Raw genomic sequence first — 20,860 nt, forward strand, 5'->3', positions numbered from 1 at the left:
GGATGAACTGGCTTTTTGCGGCTTGGTTTGAAGAGAGATCGACTAAATCACGCCTCTTTTCTGGAGAAACCAGCTATCAGTCCGTCGAGGCGTCATCCGACGGTGTTACGAGTTCTTCCACGGGCAGAACGCTGTCTTCCTTGACCGTGCGTGTAACGATGTAAGTGAAATAGCGATCGATGCCGATCTCGCGTTCGAGAAGCCGATCGACAAAACGTTGATAGGCGTCGATGTCGCGAGAAACGACTTTGAGGATGTAATCCACTCCTCCACCGACACTCCAGCAAGCGACGATCTCGGGCAAATCACGCACGGCGCGTTCGAATCGCTCGAAATCCGGCTGGCGGTGGGCGCCGAGCGTCACCTCCATCAAGACCGTCGTTACAGGTGCGATAAGTTTCAGCGCGAGCTTCGCGTGATAGCCGGTAACGATGCCGGCTTTCTCGAGCTTGCGAAGCCTTATCCAGCACGGCGTGGGTGAAAGACCGACGCGCTCGGAGAGCGCCAGCTTGGTTATTCTGCCGTCCTTCTGGATCGCGGAGAGAATGCGAAGGTCGATCGCATCGAGTTTCAGCGAGGTCATGCGCGTTTCCGTTTAGCAATACAAAAGCATGACGTTTGTTTTTTTCGATTGTCAATTGACCTGATTCTGATCACTTATAAGTCATGACAAGCTGGCGCCCCGATCCCGACCTCATTCGCCGCCCTGCCTATCTGTCGCTGGCCGACCAGATAGCGCGGGCGATTCAGGATGGGCTGCTGCGCGGCGGTGAGCGTTTGCCGACCCATCGCCACATGGCCGATGAGCTCCAGCTTTCCGTGCAGACCGTGAGTCGCGCCTATGAGGAGTTGATCCGGCGGGGATTGATTTCGGGTGAAATCGGACGCGGCAGCTTCGTTCAGGGGCGCAAGCGCGAGCCCGACCCGCCCTATCTGCCTGAGCGTCTGGGCGAGGTGATCGATCTGTCGATCCTGAAGCCGGTCTGCGAAACGTTCCATCTCGATACCATGAAGAAAGGTCTTGCCTGGCTTTCGGAAGCTTTGCCGCCGAGTTCTGCGCTTTCCTTCCGGCCAAATGTCGTTTTCCCGCGTCATCGGGCGATAGGGACAGAGTGGCTCAAGCGATGCGGTATCGAAGTCTCGCCGCAAAACATCAGTGTGACCAATGGTGCGACCGCGGGCATGACAGTGGCGTTCATGAGCGTTGCGCCTCCCGGATCCTTAGTGGTGACCGAGAGCATCGGACACCACACGCTGATGCCGCTTGCAAGCTATCTCGGCTTTACACTGAAGGGGCTGCCTATCGATTCGGAAGGTATTATCCCGGAGGCGCTGGACAAGGCATGCCGGGAATCCACGATACGCGCCGTCTTCGTGCAGCCCTCGGTCATCAATCCAACTGCAACGCTGATGGGATCGGTTCGCCGTTCGCAGATCGCCGAGGTCGCCCGGCGCCACGATATTGCGATTATCGAAAACGACGTGCTTGGCCCATTGGTTCAGAATCGTGCGCCACCGATCGCCCATTTCGCGCCGGAACGCACACTCTACGTGACGAGCTTCAGCAAGATAACGCTGCCGGGTCTGCGTATCGGCTATGTGTCTGCGCCGGATCGTTATGTGGCTGCTGTCGCCAATCGTCATCTCGTTTCCAACTGGATGGCGACGCCGATGGTCGCGGAAATCGCCTCGCATTGGGTGACGGACGGCACGGCCATGCAGCTCGTCGACTGGCAGCGTGAAGCGCTCAGCCGTCGCCATGCGATCGTCTCGGAAATGCTCGAAGGGCTTGAATACAAGTCGCATCCGAACAGTTTGCATATATGGGTTCCGCTGAGCCGCGAGCGCGGCGAAGATGCGTTCGTCGCGCAGGTCAGGTTGCAAGGTGTGGCGATTGCTGCGGGATCGTCATTCAGGATTACCGAGGACGAATGGAGCCCCGCTGTCCGCATTTCGCTAGGCTCGACCACCGAGGCCGAACTGCGGACGGGGTTGCGTGCTGTTGCCCGCCTTCTGCTCGGCGACCCGGAACACCTGCTGCTCGCTATCTAGGCAAAACGCGCATTTATTATGCGCGAATTTTAATATTGTCATGATATTATTTTACTAATTGACATGATTTCATAATCTAATCATCGTTACTGCACGACCGCTCCAAACAAGGAGAGACGTGTATGTCTTCGCCTATCATCGAGATCGACGGTATTTCCAAAAGCTTTGGTGCCTTCCAGGTGCTGGACGGCCTGTCGCTCAAAGTAAACCCTGGCGAAAAGCTGGCGCTTATCGGTCCGTCCGGTTCCGGCAAGACAACGATCCTGCGTATTCTGATGACGCTTGAATCCATCGATGGCGGTCACATTCGCGTCGATGGCGAGCAGCTTTACCACATGGAGCGGGAAGGCAAGCTAATCCCGGCCAATGAAAAACATCTGCACCGCATGCGCGAAAAAATCGGCATGGTGTTTCAGCTTTTCAATCTGTTTCCGCACAAAAGCGTACTCGACAATGTGACGCTTGCGCCAATGCTGACCAAGGGCACGCCGCGCGCCGCTGCCGAGAAACGCGGCATGGAACTTCTGGAAATGGTCGGCATGGCCGACAAGGCCAAGTCCATGCCGGCACAGCTTTCCGGCGGCCAGAAACAGCGCGTCGCAATCGCGCGGGCACTGGCGCTTTCGCCTAAGATAATGTTGTTCGACGAGGTGACGTCGGCGCTCGACCCGGAGCTGGTCGAGGAAGTGTTGAACGTCATGCGCAAGCTTGCCGACGAAACCGACATGACCATGTTGCTCGTCACGCATGAGATGGGTTTCGCCCATGATTTTGCCGATCGCATCCTTTTCTTCGACAAAGGCAAGATCGTCGAGGAAGGCAAACCGGACGAGATTTTCAAGAATCCGAAACAGGAACGCACACAGGCTTTCCTGAGAAAGATCATAGCGGCCGGACATCGCGTTTAAGCGAGCCGGACGGCATGGGCGGTCTTGAGACCGCAAACAAACAACAAAGACCAGAGGAGCAGGAACATGAAAATGAGGAATATTCTGGCGGGTGCCGCAGGCCTCGCAATCGTCTCGTCGCTCGTCGCCTTTTCCGGCGGCGCTTCGGCAGACGACAGCAAGCTCGAACAGCTCAAGGCGCAGGGTTTTGCGCGTATCGCGATTGCTAACGAGCCACCCTTCACCGCAGTCGGTGCTGACGGCAAGGTTTCGGGTGCAGCACCGGAAGTCGCGCGCGCGGTTTTCAAGGCGCTTGGCGTCGATGACGTTGTTGCTTCGATCTCCGAATATGGCGCGATGATCCCGGGCCTCCAGGCTGGTCGTCACGATGCCGTCACGGCGGGCCTTTTCATGAAGCCTGAGCGCTGCGCGGCTGTTGCCTATTCGGAGCCGGTTCTTTGCGATGCCGAGGCGATGCTTGTCAAAAAAGGCAATCCGATGGGCTTCAAGAGCTATGAAGACGTCGCCAAAAACGAAAGCGCCAAGATCGGTGCGCCAGGCGGCGGCACGGAAGAAAAGCTCGCGCTCGAAGCAGGCGTTCCGCGTGATCGCGTGATCGTGGTTCCGGATGGCCAGAGCGGTTTGAAGATGCTGCAGGATGGCCGTATCGACGCATATTCGCTGCCGGTTCTGTCGATCAACGATCTTGCCAAGAAGGCGAACGACCCGAATCTTGAAGTGATCGCACCGGTCGAAGGCGCTCCCGTCTATTGCGATGGCGCGGCGTTCAAAAAGGGCGATGAGGCTCTGCGCGATGCGTTCGACGTCGAACTGGCCAAGCTCAAGGAATCGGGCGAATTCGCCAAGATCATCGAGCCTTACGGCTTCTCGGCTCAGGCTGCGATGTCCACCACGCGCGAAAAGCTCTGCGCCGCGCAGTAAGCGGATAAAACCAAATCGGCTCGCGGCTTTCTCGAAGAGGCCGCGCGCCGAGTATCCGTAAAGCGGATTGCCGTCTGCCTTTGGCATGACCGCCCGCAATCCGCCCGAAACAAACAGCGAGGCAGTGTGCTCATGGACCAATGGTCCGGCTATCTATGGCTGATTCTCGACGGTGCGCTGGTCACGATCCAGCTCACTTTGATGGGATGCGCGCTGGCGCTCTTCATGGCCTTTGCGGCCGGGCTGGGCCGCCTTTCGCAGTTCTTCGCCGTGCGGGCATTGGCCACTGCCTATATCGAATTCTTCCGGGGCACGTCGATTTTCGTCCAGCTTTTCTGGGCCTATTTCGTGCTGCCCTTTTTTGGATTTTCTCTCACGCCGCTTCAGGCGGGCGTTCTGGCGCTCGGGCTGAATGTTGGAGCGTATGGGGCCGAAGTGGTTCGCGGGGCTGTCCGTTCCGTAGCGCGCGAGCAGTATGAGGCGTGTGTCGCACTGAATTTCAGCCGCTGGCAGACGATGCGCCACGTAATTCTGCCGCAGGCGCTTCTGGTGATGCTGCCGACATTCGGCAATAACGCGATCGAGCTGTTGAAGGCGACGGCTGTCGTCTCGTTGATTTCGTTGTCCGACATGACATTTCAGGCGCAGGTCGTGCGTGCGCAGACCGGCAATACGCTTGTGCCTTTCACGACGATTCTGATCCTCTACTTCGCGATGGCATGCGTCATCTCCTATTCGATGCGCGGGCTGGAACGCAGGCTGTCACGCGGCCTCGATGGCGTGAGGGTCTAGGCGATGGAGTGGGATTGGAATTTCGTCTGGCAAATCTTCCCGACCCTTATCGAGGGTGTGAAGATCACCATTCTTGCAACATTGCTCGGATCTGTGTTGGCTGCGGTTGTCGGCCTGTTCATCGCGCTTCTACGCCGCTCGCCCAACAAGCTCGTATCGCGCCCCATCGGATTCGTTGCCGAATTCATCCGCGGCACGCCGTTGCTGGTTCAGCTCTATTTCATCTTCTACGTTCTGCCGGATATCGGGATCGTGCTGTCGCCGCTTGTCGCTGGCGTCATTGGCCTCGGCGTGCATTACGGCACCTACACGGCTGAGGTTTATCGCGCCGGCATCGACAATGTGCCGCGCGGTCAGTGGGAAGCGGCGAAGGCCTGCAATCTGTCGGCCAATCAGACCTGGACGCGGATTATCATGCCGCAGGCTCTGCCGCCGATGATCCCGGCGCTGGCGAATTACTTCATCGCCATGTTCAAGGAAACGCCGCTGCTTTCCGCGATTACCGTGCTGGAACTGATGAATCAGGCGAAAAGCGTTGCGAATTCCAGCTATCGCTACATCGAACCCATCACAATGGTCGGCGGGTTTTTCCTCGTCATCAGCGTGATTTCGGTCATCGCTCTGCGTTGGCTCGAACGCCGCTACGGCCGGATCGGGTGAAAGAGATGCTCGACAAACCAATCATACGACTTGCCGATCTCGCACCGGTTCTGGACGATAGGCCGCTTCGCAAGCGTATCGGCCTGATCATTCTCGCGACCGATCACACGTCGGAGCCGGATTTCGCGCGCATGGTTTCGAGCGAGGAGATCGGCGTTTATGTCACGCGCATTCCCTATGCCAATCCGACGACGCCGGAGAATCTCCGCAAGATGCAGCCGGTTCTGACAGACGGCGCAAGGCTTTTGCTGCCGGACGCGGAGCTCGACGCGATCTGCTATTCCTGCACGTCGGCCTCCGTAGTGATCGGCGACGAGGAAGTAGCGGCTGCAATCCGCGCGGCAAAACCCGGCGTGCCGGTGGTGACGCCTACCGATGCAAGCGTAAAGGCACTGCAAGAACTGGGTGCCAAACGCATCAGCGTGCTGACGCCATACACGGTCGAGACGAGCCAGCCTATGGCCGACTATTTCACGGATCGCGGCTTCGATATTCGCAGCTTCATTTGTCTCGGCCTCGATGATGATCGCGACATGGCGCGCATTTCGCACACCTCGCTGATCGAGCACGCTAAAGATGCGATCGCGCCCGATGCTGACGCGCTTTTTATCTCGTGCACGGCGGTTCGTGCTGCGGCTGTCGTCCCTCGCATTGAGGATGCGATCGGCAAACCTGTGGTCAGCAGCAATCTTGCCAGCGCATGGGCGTGCCTTCGAATTTGCGGCGACAAAGCGGCCCGTCCTGAACTCGGCCAGTTGATGACGCTGCCGGGCAATTGGGCCTGATTTTCATGCATCAGGTCACGCTCAAACATATTGAGGCGGCGCGCAGCCGTATCGCCGGAAAGATCGAACGCACGCCAACGATCATATCGCATTCGCTCTCGGAGCGGTTTGGTGTGCCGGTCTGGCTGAAGCATGAGCATCGGCAACTAACAGGCGCTTTCAAGCTTCGCGGCGCGACGAATGCAATCGCGCAATTGTCTGCTGAAGAGAAGGCGCGAGGCGTAGTTGCGGCATCGACCGGCAATCACGGACGCGCGCTTGCGCATGCGGCAAAGCTGGAAGGCATCCGTGCCGTAATCTGCATGTCGCGGCTGGTTCCGGAAAACAAGCTGGCCGAAATCCGCAGGCTCGGTGCGGAAATCAGGATCGTCGGCAAAAGCCAGGATGACGCGCAGCAAGAGGTCGAGCGCCTTGTCGCGGAAGAGGGCCTTATCATGGTGCCTCCCTTCGACAATGCGGCGATCATTGCCGGGCAAGGGACGATCGGGCTTGAGATCGTGGAAGACGTTCCTGATGTCGCGATGGTTCTCGTTCCGCTTTCCGGCGGCGGGCTGGCCGCTGGAATCGCGGCCGCTGTCAAAGCGCTGAAGCCCGACTGCAAGATCGTCGGTGTCTCGATGGATCGCGGTGCCGCGATGAAAGCCAGTATCGATGCCGGAATGCCGGTTTCGGTCGAGGAGTTCGCCAGCCTTGCGGATTCGCTCGGCGGCGGCATCGGGCTTGAGAACCGCTATACGTTTTCGATGTGTGCCGAGCTCCTGGACGAGGTGATCCTGCTTTCGGAGGCCGAGATAGCAGCCGGGATCGACCACATTTACGGCCAAGAGCGTGAGATCGTCGAAGGTGCCGCAGCCGTAGGTGTTGGCGCGCTGCTTGCGGGAAAACTCAACCCTGCAGGGCCGGTCGTCGCACTGCTTTCGGGGCGAAACATCGACATGGCGTTGCATCGCCGGGTGATTTCCGGCGAAACAAACATATTCGGGGAGGTGGCGGCATGAGCCGGATGACGATCCTGACGGAAAGCGATTTGCGCGCCGTCGTGAAGCTCGATCTCGACACGGTTGCATGCGTTGAAGGTGCATTTCATGCCTTGGCAACGAAGCCCGTCGCGATGCCTCCCATCCTGCGTCTCGACATTCCCGAACATAATGGCGAGGTGGATGTCAAAACGGCCTATGTTCCGGGCATCGATGCGTTCGCCATCAAGATCAGCCCCGGATTTTTTAATAATCCAAGCCTCGGCCTGCCCAGCCTCAACGGTATGATGGTGCTTTTGAGCGCCAAGACGGGTCTGGTCGAAGCACTGCTGCTCGACAATGGCTATCTGACGGATGTGCGCACCGCAGCCGCCGGTGCAGTTGCTGCAAAGCATTTGTCGCGTGCGGATTCCAGCAAGGCTGCGATATTCGGCGCGGGTACGCAAGCCAAGCTCCAGCTTCAGGCGCTGATGCTTGTGCGACCGATCCACGACGCACGCATCTGGGCGCGCGACAATGTGAAAGCAGAAGCCTGCGCGCAGGCATTGTCGAGCGAGCTAGGCATCGACGTGCGGGCGTTCGCTAACCCGAAACAGGCTGTGCTCGGCGCAGACATAATCGTGACGACTACACCCGCGACGCAGCCGATCCTTCAAGCTGACTGGATCGAACTCGGCCAGCACGTAACGGCTATGGGGTCCGATTCCGAACACAAAAACGAAATCGAGCCGGAAATTGTTCGCAAGGCGCATCGCTATGTGGCCGACAGTTTGAAACAGACACTGCGCCTGGGGGAATTGCACCATGCCGTCGCCAGCGGCGCAGTCGATGCAAATGGCGATTACGCTGAACTCGGCCGCGTCATCGCAGGGCTCGATATGGGCCGCGCGTCTCATTCTGCGATCACGGTTGCCGACCTGACCGGGACCGGCGTTCAGGACACCGCAATTGCCACTCTGGCGCGCGACCGCGCACGGTCAGCCAATGCCGGCACGAGCTTCGAAAGCTGATCGAGACCAACGAGTCTCAAAACGAGGAAATAGAGGAAATGTCCGAACCTAATCTCAAATTCTCGCGGGCGGAATTTGCCGAGCGTCTCACCAAGACGCGCGCCGCCATGGAAAAGCGCGGTCTCGATCTGCTGATTGTCAGTGATCCCTCCAACATGGCCTGGCTGACGGGCTATGATGGCTGGTCGTTCTACGTGCATCAGGCGGTCATTGTGCCGCCGCAGGGCGAGCCCGTCTGGTTCGGTCGCGGGCAGGATGCGAATGGCGCAAAGCGCACGGCCTATCTCGATCATGCAAACATTATCGGCTATGCCGATCATTACGTGCAGTCGACCGAGCGGCACCCGATGGATTATCTGGCAACGGTGCTCGCCGAGCGTGGTTGGGACAAGCTCCGCACGGGCGTCGAGATGGACAATTACTGGTTCTCGGCCGCCGCCTTCGCTTCGTTGCAAAAGCATCTTCCGAATGCGCGTTTCTCGGATGCGACAGCACTCGTGAACTGGCAGCGCGCCGTAAAAAGCGCGCAGGAACTGGACTATATGCGCAAGGCCGGGCGCATCGTCGAATTGATGCACAAGCGCATTGCGGAGAAGGCCGAAGTCGGCATGCGCAAATGCGATCTCGTTGCTGAGATTTACGACGCGGGCATTCGCGGAACACCGGAATTCGGTGGCGATTATCCGGCAATCGTGCCGCTCTTGCCATCGGGCGCGGATGCTTCCGCACCGCATCTGACTTGGGACGACAAGCCGATGAAGCGCGGCGAAGGCACGTTCTTCGAAATCGCCGGCTGCTACAATCGCTATCACGTTCCGCTGTCGCGCACCGTATTTCTGGGCAAGCCGACGCAGGAGTTTCTCGATGCGGAAAAGGCAACGCTCGAAGGCATGGAAGCCGGTCTTGCAGCCGCAAAGCCCGGCAACACTTGCGAGGACATCGCCAAGGCTTTCTTCGCCGTTCTCAAGAAATATGGCATCGTGAAAGACAACCGCACAGGCTACCCGATCGGTATTTCCTATCCGCCGGATTGGGGCGAGCGCACGATGAGCCTGCGCCCGGGCGACAAGACCGAGCTGAAACCCGGTATGACATTCCATTTCATGACCGGTCTATGGCTCGAAACAATGGGTCTGGAAATCACTGAAAGCATCCTGATCACCGAAACCGGCGTGGAGTGCCTTTCGAACGTTCCGCGCCAGCTTTTCGTCAAGGATTGACACTCATGCTGAACCTCAGCACAAGGCCGTCGCCAGTGACGCCTACGGTCGATTTCCAGCAGCAGGGCCTGCAGCACGGGTTTCTGCGGCTGCCTTACAGCCGGGACGATTCGGCATGGGGGTCGGTGATGATTCCGGTCTCGGTATTCCGGAATGGGGAGGGGCCGACGGCTCTTCTCACCGGCGGCAACCATGGCGACGAATATGAAGGGCCAATCGCGCTTTTCGATCTGGCTGCGAAGCTTCGTCTGGAAGATGTTTCGGGAACGGTCATAATCGTTCCTGCGATGAACTACCCGGCGTTTCGCGCCGGAACGCGGACGTCACCCATCGACAAGGGAAATCTCAACCGCAGCTTTCCGGGCAGGCCGGACGGCGGGGTGACCGAGAAGATCGCAGACTATTTCCAGCGCCATCTCTTGCCGCTTGCCGATATCGTTCTGGATTTTCACTCCGGCGGCAAAACACTGGATTTCTTGCCTTTCTGTGCCGCGCACATTCTGCCGGATAAGGACATCGAGAAGAAAGCCTTCGATGCAGTTGCGGCGTTTTCGGCGCCATGGTCGGTGAAGATGCTGGAGATCGACGCCGTCGGCATGTACGACACTGCGGCAGAAGAAATGGGCAAGATCTTCGTGACCACAGAGCTTGGCGGCGGCGGCACGTCCAACGCAGAGACAGTGCGCATTGCCAAGCGCGGCGTGATGAATGTTCTTAGACATGCAGGCATCGTGAAGGGCGCGGTCGAAACCCAGCCCACGCGCTGGCTCGACATGCCATCCGGCGATTGCTTCTCGTTTGCTGAAGATGATGGAATGATCGAGCCTCTCGTCGATCTTGGCGAGGCGGTGGAAGCTGGCCAGACAGTCGCGCGCATTCATGCTGTCGGGCGTACCGGCGTGCAGCCTATCGAGATCAAGGCAAAGCTTTCCGGCATTCTTGCCGCCCGCCATTTTCCCGGTCTGGTGAAAGCTGGCGACTGCGTTTCTCTCGTAGCCGTCATCGAAGCCTGACAACGCAAGGCATTCTCGCGCCCGCTTCCGCCTCGTGCGGGGCGGGCGTTTTTTATGGCTCTGCGCGCCATTCATCTCAATTTCCAGGCGAAACTGCTTCATCTTAATCGACGATAGTGAGGGCTTGTGCCTCTCGCGCGATGAGCGGAATGTGCGTGTCAGGCAGCCAATCTGGAGGAACGGCTGCCGACGATCTGTCTGGCGTTGTGGAGATGCACCCCGTCAAGCAATGGCTTCACCATTGTCGGGAAGACGCTCAAACCGCAATCGCTGCGCAGCATCGACATGTTCATTCGTAGCGAGGTCATGCTTTAAAGTATGACGCTCGCGGGGAGGTAATCTTGCTCGAGAAGCTGTTTTCATTACGCGAACACGGTACCAATGTTCGCACCGAAGTCGTGGCCGGCCTGACCACATTTCTCACCATGTCCTACATCATCTTCGTAAATCCGGAGATATTGTCGAGCACGGGCATGGACCGCCATGCGGTCTTCGTCGCGACCTGTCTTGCCGCAGCACTCGGCACATTGGTCATGGCCTTCGTCGCCAAATGGCCGATCGGCATGGCGCCCGGCATGGGGCTCAACGCGTTCTTCGCCTTCACGGTGGTTGGAGCGATGGGCTTCACCTGGCAACAGGCATTGGGTGCCGTTTTCATCTCCGGCGTCATCTTCTTCATCCTGACGATAACCGGCGTTCGAAGCTGGCTGATCGCCGGAATACCACATTCCATGCGCAGCGCGATTGCAGCCGGTATCGGCCTTTTTCTGGCGATCATCGCGCTCAAGAGTTCCGGCATCGTGGTGGCCAGCGAGGCGACATTCGTCACACTTGGAAATCTCGGCCAGACGGGGCCGCTGCTGGCAATCTTCGGCTTTTTTCTGATTGCGGCACTCGATGCGCTTAAAATTCGCGGTGCGATCCTCATCGGTATGCTCGCCGTAACCGTGCTTTCCATCCTGCTCGGTGTAAGCCAGTTCAACGGTGTGTTTTCAGTCCCGCCAAGTCTGGCACCAACGTTCCTGCAGCTTGATATTCTGGGCGCGCTGCATGTCGGTCTCGTCCACGTCATTCTGGTTTTCGTACTGGTCGAAGTGTTCGACGCGACGGGAACGCTGATCGGCGTTGCAAAACGGGCGGGGCTTATCGAGGAAGGCAAGCCGAATCGTCTTGGCCGCGCGCTTCTGGCCGACAGCACGGCAATCATCGGCGGCTCGCTTTTAGGAACCAGCAGCACCACCGCCTATGTCGAAAGCGCTTCCGGCGTTCAGGCGGGCGGGCGTACCGGCCTTACCGCGCTAGTTATCGCGATTCTCTTTCTCGCAGCGTTGTTCATCTCGCCGCTGGCAAGCTCGGTTCCGGTTTATGCCACCGCCCCCGCGCTGCTTTACGTGGCCGGCCTGATGATGCGCGAGCTGGTCGAGATCGAATGGGCCGATGTGACGGAGGCGACGCCTGCAGCACTTACCGCGCTGATCATGCCATTCACCTATTCCATCGCAAACGGTCTGGCCTTCGGCTTCATCTCTTACGCCGTGCTCAAGGCGCTGACGGGTCGCTGGCGCGAAGTGCACCCGGCAGCCTGGATCGTTGCGGCGCTGTTCATCGTCCGCTTCGCGTTTTTCGCGGATTAAACCGCGGAAGATGTTGGAAATACCAAAAGCCACGCTGATGCGTGGCTTTTTGCTTTCAAATTTGCGGTTTAAAAGCCTGAAAACGAAAAAGCCGCGGCGAACCGCGGCTTTTCGATGCTTGCTTATTGGAGCGGGTGAAGCGATTCGAACGCTCGACCCCAACCTTGGCAAGGTTGTGCTCTACCCCTGAGCTACACCCGCTCACATGACGTTTCCGCCACAAGCCGCGCCTATATGGCCGAAGAGCGAAACGAATGCAACAGGGAATTCAGATGTCTCGTAAGGGAATTTGCAAAATTTTTCGCCGCTTCTTCTCTCCTGGACAAAAGGGCGGGCTTGTCTCGCGACCGGCTTTGGCCATAAACCCCTTATTTCCCCGACGAACGGATTGTGAATCATGCCAAAGACGCCGGATGAGCTTTTCTCCTTCCTCTCCGACCTGAATATCGAGGTGGTCACAAAGACGCATCCGCCGCTTTTCACCGTGGCCGATTCGCAATCGCTTCGCGGCGAGATTCCCGGGGCGCATACCAAGAACCTCTTTCTCAAAGACAAGAAGGACAAATATTTCCTGATGACAGTCGATGAGGCGGCGCAGGTCGATCTGAAACAGATCCATCATCTGATCGGCGCTTCCGGCCGCGTGTCTTTCGGCAAGCCGGAGGCGCTTCTGGAATTGCTGGGCGTTACGCCGGGCTCGGTTACCGCGTTCGGCCTCATCAACGACCAGTCGAACAGGGTGAAATTCATAATCGATGCGGATCTCGTCGAGCATGATATCATCAATGCGCATCCTCTGACGAACGAGGCAACCACGTCGATCGCAGCAAACGATCTGCTGAGCTTCGTCAAGGCGACCGGACATGAGCCTACGGTCTTGAAAGTCTCGGCCTGATCGCCACATGCGTTAGAAATTTCGTCCGTCCGCGTCAGATAGATTGCCGGACCAGAATTCAGGGTAAAATGATGAGCGGAAACGACAATTCATTCGGCGGCGTTGGTGGCCAGTACACGGTGAGCTTCGGCGACGAACCGCAGGCCAGTGTTCCCGGAGCCAATGGTGCGGTTTCTGCAGGCAACCTAATCAAGGACACGACGACCGCAAGTTTTGCCGTCGATGTCATTCAGGAATCACGCAATCAGCCGGTGCTGGTCGATTTCTGGGCGCCATGGTGCGGACCCTGCAAGCAGCTAACGCCTGTCATCGAAAAGAGCGTGCTGGCTGCAAAGGGCAAGGTCAAACTCGTAAAGATGAACATAGACGAGCATCCGGCGATTGCCGGCCAGCTCGGCATCCAGTCGATCCCGGCAGTCATCGCATTCAAGGACGGCCAGCCCGTCGATGGCTTCATGGGAGCTGTTCCTGAAAGCCAGATCAACGAATTCATCGGAAAGCTCGGTGGGAAGGACGCAGGCGCTGCCGCACTGGAAGAGGCGCTCGCTGCCGCCGCCGAGGCGCGCGCTGCAGGCGACATGCAGGGTGCAGCTTCCATCTACGATTCCGTTCTTGCCGAGCAGCCCGATAATCTGGATGCAATCGCTGGCCTAGCCGATTTGCTTTTCGAAGCTGGCGACAAGGACGGTGCGCGCGAATTGCTTGTTACGGCAGGCGAGGGTGCTGAGAAACATGCCGGGCTTGTCGCTGTGCAGGCAAAGCTCGCGCTTGACGAACAGGCCTCGTCGCTCGGCGATCCAGCGGAAATGGAGCGGCGTCTTGCTGCCGATCCGAAAGATCATCAGGCGCGTTTCGATCTGGCCATGATCCAGAATGCGCAGGGCAAACGCGAAGAGGCTGCCGACAATCTGCTGGCGATCGTCAAAGCCGACCGTGAATGGCATGATGACGGCGCACGCAATCAGCTTCTCGCCTTTTTCGAGGCTTGGGGCATGACCGACGATGCGACACTCTCGGCGCGCAGAAAGCTTTCATCCCTGCTGTTTTCGTGAAACGGGACCGCGTGTCTTCGCGCTTTTCAATCATGAAACATGCATTGTGATGTCGTTTGCACCGGTTTTGCCAAGATCGGGGTTGAGAGTCGCATCATGCGCACCAGATGTAGCGCAGAGTGATTGGAGCCAGGATGCAAGCGGGTAATGCGCATTATCGCAACGAGGCGGATTTGCCCGCTACGTTGCCGCTTTTTCCGCTTTCGGCCGCTTTGCTGCTGCCGGGCGGTAGAATGCCGCTGAATATTTTCGAACCTCGTTATCTACAGATGATCGATGCCGCCATAAGGGGCGACAGACTGATCGGCATGATCCAGCCTGCATTGGATGGTTCCCTTCGCGAAGATGGCGAGCCTGAATTGTGTCAGGTCGGTTGCTTGGGCCGTATCACATCTTTCGCCGAAACCGGCGATGGCCGTTACCTCATGTCCCTTGAAGGTATCTGCCGGTTCCGTGTGTCCGAGGAACTTCACACGCGTTTGCCGTTCAGGCAGTGCAAATACGCACCTTTTCTGACCGATCTGATCGATAGCGGCGCGGAAGAGATCATCAACCGGCCAGCATTGCTGAAGGCGTTTCGCGATTATCTTCAGGCGAACGATCTGGATGCCGACTGGGAAAGCGTCAGTCGCGCGGAGGATGCATTGCTCGTTAACACGCTGTCGATGATGGCGCCTTATGGTGCGGCGGAAAAGCAGGCACTTCTCGAAGCGCCTGATCTCAAAACGCGTGCAGACACATTGATCGCGATTACCGAAATGACGCTTGTGCGCGACAATGAGGATTTTTCCTCGGGGCTTCAGTGAAATGGCATCGGATCAGGACATGAATCAAACCAAGCCCGAGATCGATGTTCGTCTGCTGGAACTGCTTGCCTGTCCTTTGACGAAGGGCCCGCTGGTCTGGGATGCAAACCGCAACGAACTGGTTTCCAGACTGGCGAAACTTGCCTATCCGATACGCGACGGAATTCCGATCATGCTTCCTTCCGAAGCACGCCAAATTTCGGCTGATGACGGTTTCCCCGACAAAAGCAAAAGCGCTCTCTGAGACGGTTCATTGAAAATTGCGGCCTTTCGGCATGACCCTTCCGGTATCGCGCGATAATTGCTCATAGCGTCCGCGTGTCGGTGTCTCCATGAGAGCGCCGCGTTCCTTCGGATTGGCCTGCGGCTGGAAATCCGGGTCGATCGATTGGGCGGCTTCGGTCAGCGATCCAAGCCATGAGCTCAAATCCTCGATTTTTTCTGCCACGATGTGAATGACGCCCGATTGGGATTGAAGCTTGCCGCTGACTCGAACAAATCGGGCGCCCAGCACGATGGGACGAAAGCGTTCGAAGGTTTTTTGCCAGACGATGATATTGGCGACGGATTCCTCGTCTTCCAGCGTCATGAAGATTACGCCTTTCGCCGATCCTGGCCGTTGGCGAACCAGAACGAGGCCAGCGACCGTAATGCGCCGTCCGTTAGCGATATTTTCCAGCGCGGCATTCGGCGTAACACCCTCGCGCTCAAGTCTCTTGCGCAAGAACGAAACGGGATGGGCCTTTAGCGAGAGGCCGAGAGTTCCGTAATCATGGATGACATGCTGGCCGAGCGGCATGATTGGCAGCCGGGTTTCGGGCTCATTTTCGCGCAAGCGCGTTCGGGTCTGATCGAAAAGAGGAAGACGCTCGGCGGCTGTCTTTCCGTCGAGCGCACGAACCGCCCACAAGGCTGCACGCCGGTCGAGCCCGATCGAGCGGAAGGTATCTGCCTGGGCGAGCTTTTCGATAGCGGCAACGTCCAGACCTGACCGAAGCCACACATCGCGGACGGATTCATAGCCCCCGCCGCGATTGAGCACGAATGCCTCCATCGTTTTCTCAGACAGTCCTTTTATCTGACGAAAACCAAGGCGAACGGCCCGCTTGGAATGAATGACTTCGCGCATTGAAATATGGCGTGCGGAAATGCGGGAAGGATCGAATTCTGCCGCTTCCAAAGTGCAATCCCATTCGGACAGATTGACGTCCACCTCGCGGATTTCGAGGCCGTGATCCTGCGCATCGCGCACGAGCTGTGCCGGCGGATAAAACCCCATGGGCTGCGAATTGAGGATCGCCGCGCAGAAAACATCAGGGTAATGAGCCTTGAACCAGCTCGACGCATAGACAAGAAGGGCAAAGGACGCTGCATGGCTTTCGGGGAACCCATACTCTCCGAAGCCTTCGATCTGCTTGAAGCAACGCTCTGCAAATTCCTCCGGATAGCCGTTCTGCTTCATTCCATCGATCATTTTTTGCTTATAATTTCCGATGGTGCCTGTGCGTTTGAAGGTCGCCATGGCGCGCCTTAATTCGTCCGCTTGGCCGGGCGTGAACCCGCCTGCGTCAATGGCAATTTTCATCGCCTGTTCCTGAAAAAGCGGAACGCCGAGCGTTCTCTTCAGAATATTTTTCAGCACCTCACTGTGATACTCGACAGGCTCTTTTCCTTCCCGGCGCCGTAAATATGGGTGAACCATGTCACCCTGTATCGGGCCTGGACGCACAATCGCCACCTCAATGACGAGGTCATAGAATTCTCTTGGTTTCAGGCGCGGCAGCATCGACATCTGCGCGCGGCTTTCGATCTGGAAAACGCCCAGCGTATCGGCACGGCAGATCATGTCGTAGACTGGCTCTTGCCTTTGCGGGATCGTGGCCAGTTCGTAGGATCTGCCATACTCATCGCGGGCGTCATAATTGGCGTGCAGAAGATCGAATGCTCGGCGTAGGCAGGAAAGCATGCCAAGCGCCAGAACATCGACTTTGAGAATGCCGACCGAATCGAGATCGTCCTTGTCCCACTCGACCATTCGGCGCTCATCCATGCCGGTCTTGATGATAGGCACCACCTCATCGAGACGGTCATTGGTGATGACGAAGCCGCCGACATGCTGGGTGAGGTGACGGGGAAAGCCCATAAGCGCATTGGCATGTTCGAAGAATTGCTTCGTCAGTGCCACGTTCATGTCGAGCCCGGCCGATTGACCTTCCGTCTTGCCGAGATCTTCCGAGGTCCAGCGCCATGTCGAGCTTGCCAGTGCATCGATCGTGTCGTCCGAGAAACCAAGTGCCTTGGCGACTTCGCGCATGGCCGAGCGCGAACGATAGGTGGTTACGGCTGCAGCGAGGGCTGTGCGTTTATGGCTGTATTTTGTGTAGATATATTCGATGACTTCATCGCGACGCTCATGCTCGAAATCGACGTCTATATCAGGCGGCTCATGGCGTTCAGTCGATATGAACCGCTCGAAGAGAACTTCAATCAGGTCGGGATCGACTTCGGTTATGCGCATACAGAAACAGACCGTCGAATTTGCTGCCGAGCCGCGCCCCTGACAAAGTATTCCCTTATTTCTAGCGAACTGAACTATGTCGTGAACGGTCAGGAAATAGGGTGCGTATTCCTTTTCGGAGATAAGCGTCAGTTCTTTCCTAATCGTATCGCGAACATGTTCCGGAACGCCCTTAGGGTAACGCCATGCTGCGCCTTCCCATGTCAGCCTTTCAAGTTCGGCCTGAGGTGAAATGCTCTTGCCGCTAGACTCCTCGGGATAATAATATTTGAGTTCCTTCAGCGAAAATTTCAGGCTTTCGGCAAAGCGTACTGTTTCAGCAATTGCTTGCGGGTAAGCGCGAAACAACCGGGCCATCTCCAGGGACGGCTTGAGGTAGCGTTCGGCATTTGCCTGAAGCGCGTGGCCCGCTTTGAAGACTGTCGTCTTGAGACGGATCGCGGTCACTATGTCCTGCAGAGATCGACGCTCCGGGACGTGATAGGCCACGTCGTTCGTGGCCATCAGCGAAAGGCCCGTTGCGCGGGAAAGTGCTGCTGCCTGCTCTATGCGAAAACGGTCATTGCCGTGATAAAGCGGCGCCACGGCAATTCGTACGGCCTGTCCAAAGGCCTCGCGCGCTTCATTCAGGAAGTTCAGATTCGCTTTCTGCTCATTTTCCAGCAATGGCAGGACGGCGAAGGATATGTTGGCACCCCATTCGAAAAAATCCTCGCGCAGAAGGATTGGTGCGCCTTTTTCTCCTCTTTCGTTCGCCTGCGTGAGCATACGGCAAAGATGGCCCCAGCCCTTCCTGTTTTGCGGATAAGCGAGAATGTCCGGAGTCTCGTCAGCGAAGACCAGCCGGCATCCGGGATGATAGTCAATGCCGGTCTGCTTTGCCTGTTGCCAGGCGCGCACCACGCCCGCGACCGTGTTGCAGTCTGCCAGCCCCATCGCAGAATGACCCATCATCGTCGCTGCAACGACAAGCTCTTCAGGCTTCGATGCCCCGCGCAGAAAAGAGAAATTCGACTGAACGCCGAATTCGGCATAGCCCAATTCGGGATATGAGGGCGCGTTCATGCAAAAATCCCCTGCATGAACCAGCGTGGCGGCGGTGTTTTGCCGTAAAGACCTTCGCGGTAGAGCCAGAATCGGCGGCCTTCTTCATCTTCCACACGAAAATAATCCCGCGTCGGAGCCTCTATGCCGTCATGCCACCATTCCGGCGCGATGCGCTCTGGCCCTTCGGAATGCGCGACTTTGTGGAAAACACGCCGCCAGCGGAAATGGCTGGGTGGCCCCTCCGGTACTTCGACTGCGCTTACTTCGACAGGTTCGGGATTGGAGAACAGGCGGATCGGCCTTTCCGCCGATATTGGCTGCGGGTTTTCCTTTTGTTGCCGAGGAGCTGCGGAAAAAGGAACCGACATCACCGCGCGCTCGGGAATATGGCTTTCGACTGCAACGCTACTCAAGACGGCATCGGTGCCGTGCCGCGCACGAATACGGTCGGTAAATATCGCCAGACCTTCGCCGTCGTCGGCTGAAGCATTCGTCAAATCGGATTGCCTTGCGTCGAAATTGGCGGTTTCCAGAACCGACAATCTTATGAGATCGAAGCCGTAGCCAGCGTCGATTTCATTGCCGAGTGCACCGAGCCGTTCCTGAAACAATTTTTGGACAAGGGCCGGCTCACGCAGCGGATGCGATGCGCCGATGGTGATGCGGCTGACCATGCCGTCCACTCTGAACAGCAAAAGCTGCAAGGCGCGCGCGCCTTCCGCGCGGCGCTCCAGATCTTCTTTCAGAGTTCCGGCAAGTTGAAAGATCAGCCCTTCCACGCCCTCGATCGCCGATACAGGTTCCGGCAGGTGGCGCTCCACCGAAAGAGGCGGCACGGGCAGGCGGGGCGAGATTGCTTCTTCTATGGACCCCAAGGCCTGATCGAGCCGCAGGATGAGTAACTTTCCGAAACGGCGAACGAGCGGTGCACGCGGTGCCTGCATGACGGCGCCAACCGTACGCAGGCCCACGCTTTCGAGGCTGGTGCGCGTTTCCGGCTGGAGGCGAAGGGCGGAAAGAGGCAGGCGCGCCAGAAAATCCTTCTCGCCGCCATCTTCTAGAATGAGCGTGCTGGAAAATCTGGCCGCAGCCCATGCAGCGCCGGGCGTTGAGGCGAGACCTGCGCGTGCATCGAAACCCTGATGGAAGAACCGCGCCAGGAGATCGTCAAGCAGTGCTTTTTCGCCGCCGAAAAGATGCGCGCAGCCAGTGATGTCGAGCAGCAGGCCGTCCGTTCCATCGATCGCCACCAGCGGCGTATAGCGGTCGCACCAATCGGCCAGACTTTCCAGCAACAACCGGTCGGCATCAGGATCGGCTTCCACGATTTCGATGGAGGGATGCATGGCGCGTGCATCGGCAATGCCCATGCCGCGTTTCAGCTTGAGCCGTTCAGCCTGCTCGTCGATTGCCGCGATGCGCTGGGCGTTCTTCTCGCGATGGCTGACCACCAAGGGCTGCGTCTGCGTTTGCCGGTTTGAACGCCAAGACCTCCCCAGACGCTTGCGCAATATCCGTTCGATGGTCAGACGCGGAAACCACACTGCGAGTATTCTCTGGCAGCGCGGCTCGTCTTTCCTCAAATGCGTAGTCATCGGCGTACCACTCCAGGGTGAACTGTCCGGTTCGGGCAAGGCGGCTTTTGTCGATCCTGACCGTGAAACCTGGTGGCCCGATCGAGCCGTCGAGCGCGCCTTCCATGGTCTGGCGGGATGCGGCGGGAGCAGGCGATATAACCAGCCGCAGCGTGGCTGCGGTCGGTTCCGGCTCTGCAGCCTGCCGCAAAAGGAAAATCGGACGGCCAGCGAGTTGCGCGCGCCGATGCAGGCGCCGTGTTGCGGTCAGGTCCAGCCTTTGGGAATTGCCCCGAATTTCCAGAAGGACAAGCGAAAGCGCCTTCAACTGCGCTGCTTCCTCGGCCACCCACAATGCGTCGACAAGCTTGGGCATACGGGCAATCAGAAGGTTTTCGGGCTTTATTCCGAAGCGGGAATGAAGCCCCGGCGCATAGGGAAACCCTGCTTCCTGAAAGATTTCATGCGTGCCGATCCATAAAATGGGAAGGCGCTCTTCCGCCCTTTTCAACATCAACCCGGCAAGAGAAAGCGCAAAGCCTGCGACCGAACCGGCATCGCGGGTCTGGTGCCCATGAATTTCCGTCAGTGCCGCTTTCGGCAAGCCGCCTCCCAGGGCTGCATCGAAATTCTGCACACCGGTCGGCACATAAGGGTCTTTTGGAACGGCCACGCCATTATGGCGGAGCACGATGTCTCCATCATCGGACTGCTGCGAATCGAGCGGCACTTCCAGCCTTTCGGGCAGGGTCCCTTCGATCCTGGCTATTGTCCGGCGCAGGGAAAAAAGTGTCTCCCGCGCCACGGCTGATGTCGCCATGACGGTAATGCTTTCCGAAAATTGTTCCTGTTATGTTCCTATAGATTCCAAAGCCGACCCGAAGAGTCAAGCGGCATAGAGGAGAATTTATTCCTGTGGATGCGATTCACAAAGCAGCCGGGCAGTGCGGCTTATTTCTCCGGCTTTCGAGAAAGCCACTCGAAAGGTGCAGCATG

19 protein-coding genes and 1 tRNA gene are annotated in these 20,860 nt (G+C 57.9%); 15 read left to right on the forward strand and 5 right to left on the reverse strand.

The features are described from left to right. Positions 1 to 76 precede the first annotated feature (76 nt). Positions 77 to 583 (reverse strand): Lrp/AsnC family transcriptional regulator, encoded by a 507-nt coding sequence (locus ABFT80_RS01875; RefSeq protein WP_347970153.1) that lies wholly within the window; start codon positions 581 to 583, stop codon positions 77 to 79. A gap of 83 nt (positions 584 to 666) precedes the next feature. Between ABFT80_RS01875 and ehuR the strand changes: the two genes are divergently transcribed. The 11 genes from ehuR to ABFT80_RS01930 all read left to right on the forward strand — a co-directional run bounded on the left by ehuR (position 667) and on the right by ABFT80_RS01930 (position 11,972). Continuing rightward, positions 667 to 2,052, forward strand: a complete 1,386-nt coding sequence (ehuR, locus tag ABFT80_RS01880) for a MocR-like ectoine utilization transcription factor EhuR (RefSeq protein ID WP_347970154.1) — start codon at positions 667 to 669, stop codon at positions 2,050 to 2,052. Between the two features lie 122 nt (positions 2,053 to 2,174). Beyond that, the gene (gene ehuA / locus ABFT80_RS01885) at positions 2,175 to 2,960 is read left to right on the forward strand and encodes an ectoine/hydroxyectoine ABC transporter ATP-binding protein EhuA (protein WP_347970155.1); all 786 of its coding nucleotides are present in this window, start codon (positions 2,175 to 2,177) and stop codon (positions 2,958 to 2,960) included. 66 nt (positions 2,961 to 3,026) lie between these two features. Beyond that, complete coding sequence (gene ehuB, locus ABFT80_RS01890; protein ID WP_347970156.1) at positions 3,027 to 3,881, forward strand: ectoine/hydroxyectoine ABC transporter substrate-binding protein EhuB; 855 nt, start codon at positions 3,027 to 3,029, stop codon at positions 3,879 to 3,881. 132 nt (positions 3,882 to 4,013) lie between these two features. Beyond that, positions 4,014 to 4,673 carry an ectoine/hydroxyectoine ABC transporter permease subunit EhuC gene (gene ehuC / locus ABFT80_RS01895; RefSeq protein ID WP_347970157.1) on the forward strand — a complete coding sequence of 220 codons (660 nt, stop codon included), beginning with the start codon at positions 4,014 to 4,016 and terminating at the stop codon, positions 4,671 to 4,673. 3 nt (positions 4,674 to 4,676) lie between these two features. Continuing rightward, the gene (ehuD, locus tag ABFT80_RS01900; RefSeq protein WP_347970158.1) at positions 4,677 to 5,333 is read left to right on the forward strand and encodes an ectoine/hydroxyectoine ABC transporter permease subunit EhuD; all 657 of its coding nucleotides are present in this window, start codon (positions 4,677 to 4,679) and stop codon (positions 5,331 to 5,333) included. A 5-nt stretch (positions 5,334 to 5,338) separates the two neighbouring features. Continuing rightward, positions 5,339 to 6,118: an ectoine utilization protein EutA gene (gene eutA, locus ABFT80_RS01905; RefSeq protein ID WP_347970159.1), complete on the forward strand. Its 780-nt coding sequence runs from the start codon at positions 5,339 to 5,341 to the stop codon at positions 6,116 to 6,118. A gap of 5 nt (positions 6,119 to 6,123) precedes the next feature. Continuing rightward, complete coding sequence (gene eutB, locus ABFT80_RS01910) at positions 6,124 to 7,116, forward strand: hydroxyectoine utilization dehydratase EutB (RefSeq protein WP_347970160.1); 993 nt, start codon at positions 6,124 to 6,126, stop codon at positions 7,114 to 7,116. Continuing rightward, positions 7,113 to 8,105, forward strand: a complete 993-nt coding sequence (gene eutC, locus ABFT80_RS01915; protein WP_347970161.1) for an ectoine utilization protein EutC — start codon at positions 7,113 to 7,115, stop codon at positions 8,103 to 8,105. The genes eutB and eutC overlap by 4 nt, the downstream gene beginning before the upstream one ends. A 38-nt stretch (positions 8,106 to 8,143) precedes the next feature. Further along, complete coding sequence (gene doeA, locus ABFT80_RS01920; protein ID WP_347970162.1) at positions 8,144 to 9,325, forward strand: ectoine hydrolase DoeA; 1,182 nt, start codon at positions 8,144 to 8,146, stop codon at positions 9,323 to 9,325. Positions 9,326 to 9,330: 5 nt separating this feature from the next. Beyond that, positions 9,331 to 10,338: a N(2)-acetyl-L-2,4-diaminobutanoate deacetylase DoeB gene (gene doeB, locus ABFT80_RS01925; RefSeq protein ID WP_347970163.1), complete on the forward strand. Its 1,008-nt coding sequence runs from the start codon at positions 9,331 to 9,333 to the stop codon at positions 10,336 to 10,338. Positions 10,339 to 10,679: 341 nt separating this feature from the next. Beyond that, positions 10,680 to 11,972, forward strand: a complete 1,293-nt coding sequence (locus tag ABFT80_RS01930) for an NCS2 family permease (RefSeq protein ID WP_347970164.1) — start codon at positions 10,680 to 10,682, stop codon at positions 11,970 to 11,972. 126 nt (positions 11,973 to 12,098) lie between these two features. Here the strand turns inward: ABFT80_RS01930 and ABFT80_RS01935 are convergent. Next, positions 12,099 to 12,173, reverse strand: a tRNA-Gly gene (locus ABFT80_RS01935). Between the two features lie 196 nt (positions 12,174 to 12,369). On the opposite strand from ABFT80_RS01935, the gene ABFT80_RS01940 reads away from it, so the two are divergent. The 4 genes from ABFT80_RS01940 to ABFT80_RS01955 all read left to right on the forward strand — a co-directional run bounded on the left by ABFT80_RS01940 (position 12,370) and on the right by ABFT80_RS01955 (position 14,969). Beyond that, entirely contained in the window at positions 12,370 to 12,867 is a 498-nt protein-coding gene (locus ABFT80_RS01940) for a prolyl-tRNA synthetase associated domain-containing protein (protein WP_347970165.1), read from the forward strand. Positions 12,868 to 12,938: 71 nt separating this feature from the next. Further along, entirely contained in the window at positions 12,939 to 13,919 is a 981-nt protein-coding gene (gene trxA, locus ABFT80_RS01945) for a thioredoxin (RefSeq protein ID WP_347970817.1), read from the forward strand. A 134-nt stretch (positions 13,920 to 14,053) separates the two neighbouring features. Beyond that, positions 14,054 to 14,725 (forward strand): LON peptidase substrate-binding domain-containing protein, encoded by a 672-nt coding sequence (locus ABFT80_RS01950; RefSeq protein WP_347970166.1) that lies wholly within the window; start codon positions 14,054 to 14,056, stop codon positions 14,723 to 14,725. Between the two features lie 19 nt (positions 14,726 to 14,744). Then, positions 14,745 to 14,969 carry a Trm112 family protein gene (locus tag ABFT80_RS01955; RefSeq protein ID WP_347970167.1) on the forward strand — a complete coding sequence of 75 codons (225 nt, stop codon included), beginning with the start codon at positions 14,745 to 14,747 and terminating at the stop codon, positions 14,967 to 14,969. A 6-nt stretch (positions 14,970 to 14,975) separates the two neighbouring features. Here the strand turns inward: ABFT80_RS01955 and ABFT80_RS01960 are convergent, their stop codons facing one another. Genes ABFT80_RS01960 through ABFT80_RS01970 form a run of 3 tightly spaced genes read right to left on the reverse strand, consistent with a single transcriptional unit; the run spans position 14,976 to position 20,684 of the window. Beyond that, positions 14,976 to 18,308, reverse strand: a complete 3,333-nt coding sequence (locus ABFT80_RS01960) for an error-prone DNA polymerase (protein ID WP_347970168.1) — start codon at positions 18,306 to 18,308, stop codon at positions 14,976 to 14,978. Beyond that, positions 18,305 to 19,741, reverse strand: a complete 1,437-nt coding sequence (locus tag ABFT80_RS01965; RefSeq protein WP_347970169.1) for a Y-family DNA polymerase — start codon at positions 19,739 to 19,741, stop codon at positions 18,305 to 18,307. The genes ABFT80_RS01960 and ABFT80_RS01965 overlap by 4 nt, the downstream gene beginning before the upstream one ends. Continuing rightward, complete coding sequence (locus tag ABFT80_RS01970) at positions 19,683 to 20,684, reverse strand: ImuA family protein (RefSeq protein ID WP_347970170.1); 1,002 nt, start codon at positions 20,682 to 20,684, stop codon at positions 19,683 to 19,685. The genes ABFT80_RS01965 and ABFT80_RS01970 overlap by 59 nt, the downstream gene beginning before the upstream one ends. Between the last annotated feature and the right edge of the window lie 176 nt (positions 20,685 to 20,860).

It is taken from the genome of Foliimonas ilicis, assembly GCF_039939195.1.
In the GTDB taxonomy this organism is placed as follows: Bacteria; Pseudomonadota; Alphaproteobacteria; order Rhizobiales; family Rhizobiaceae; genus Foliimonas; species Foliimonas ilicis.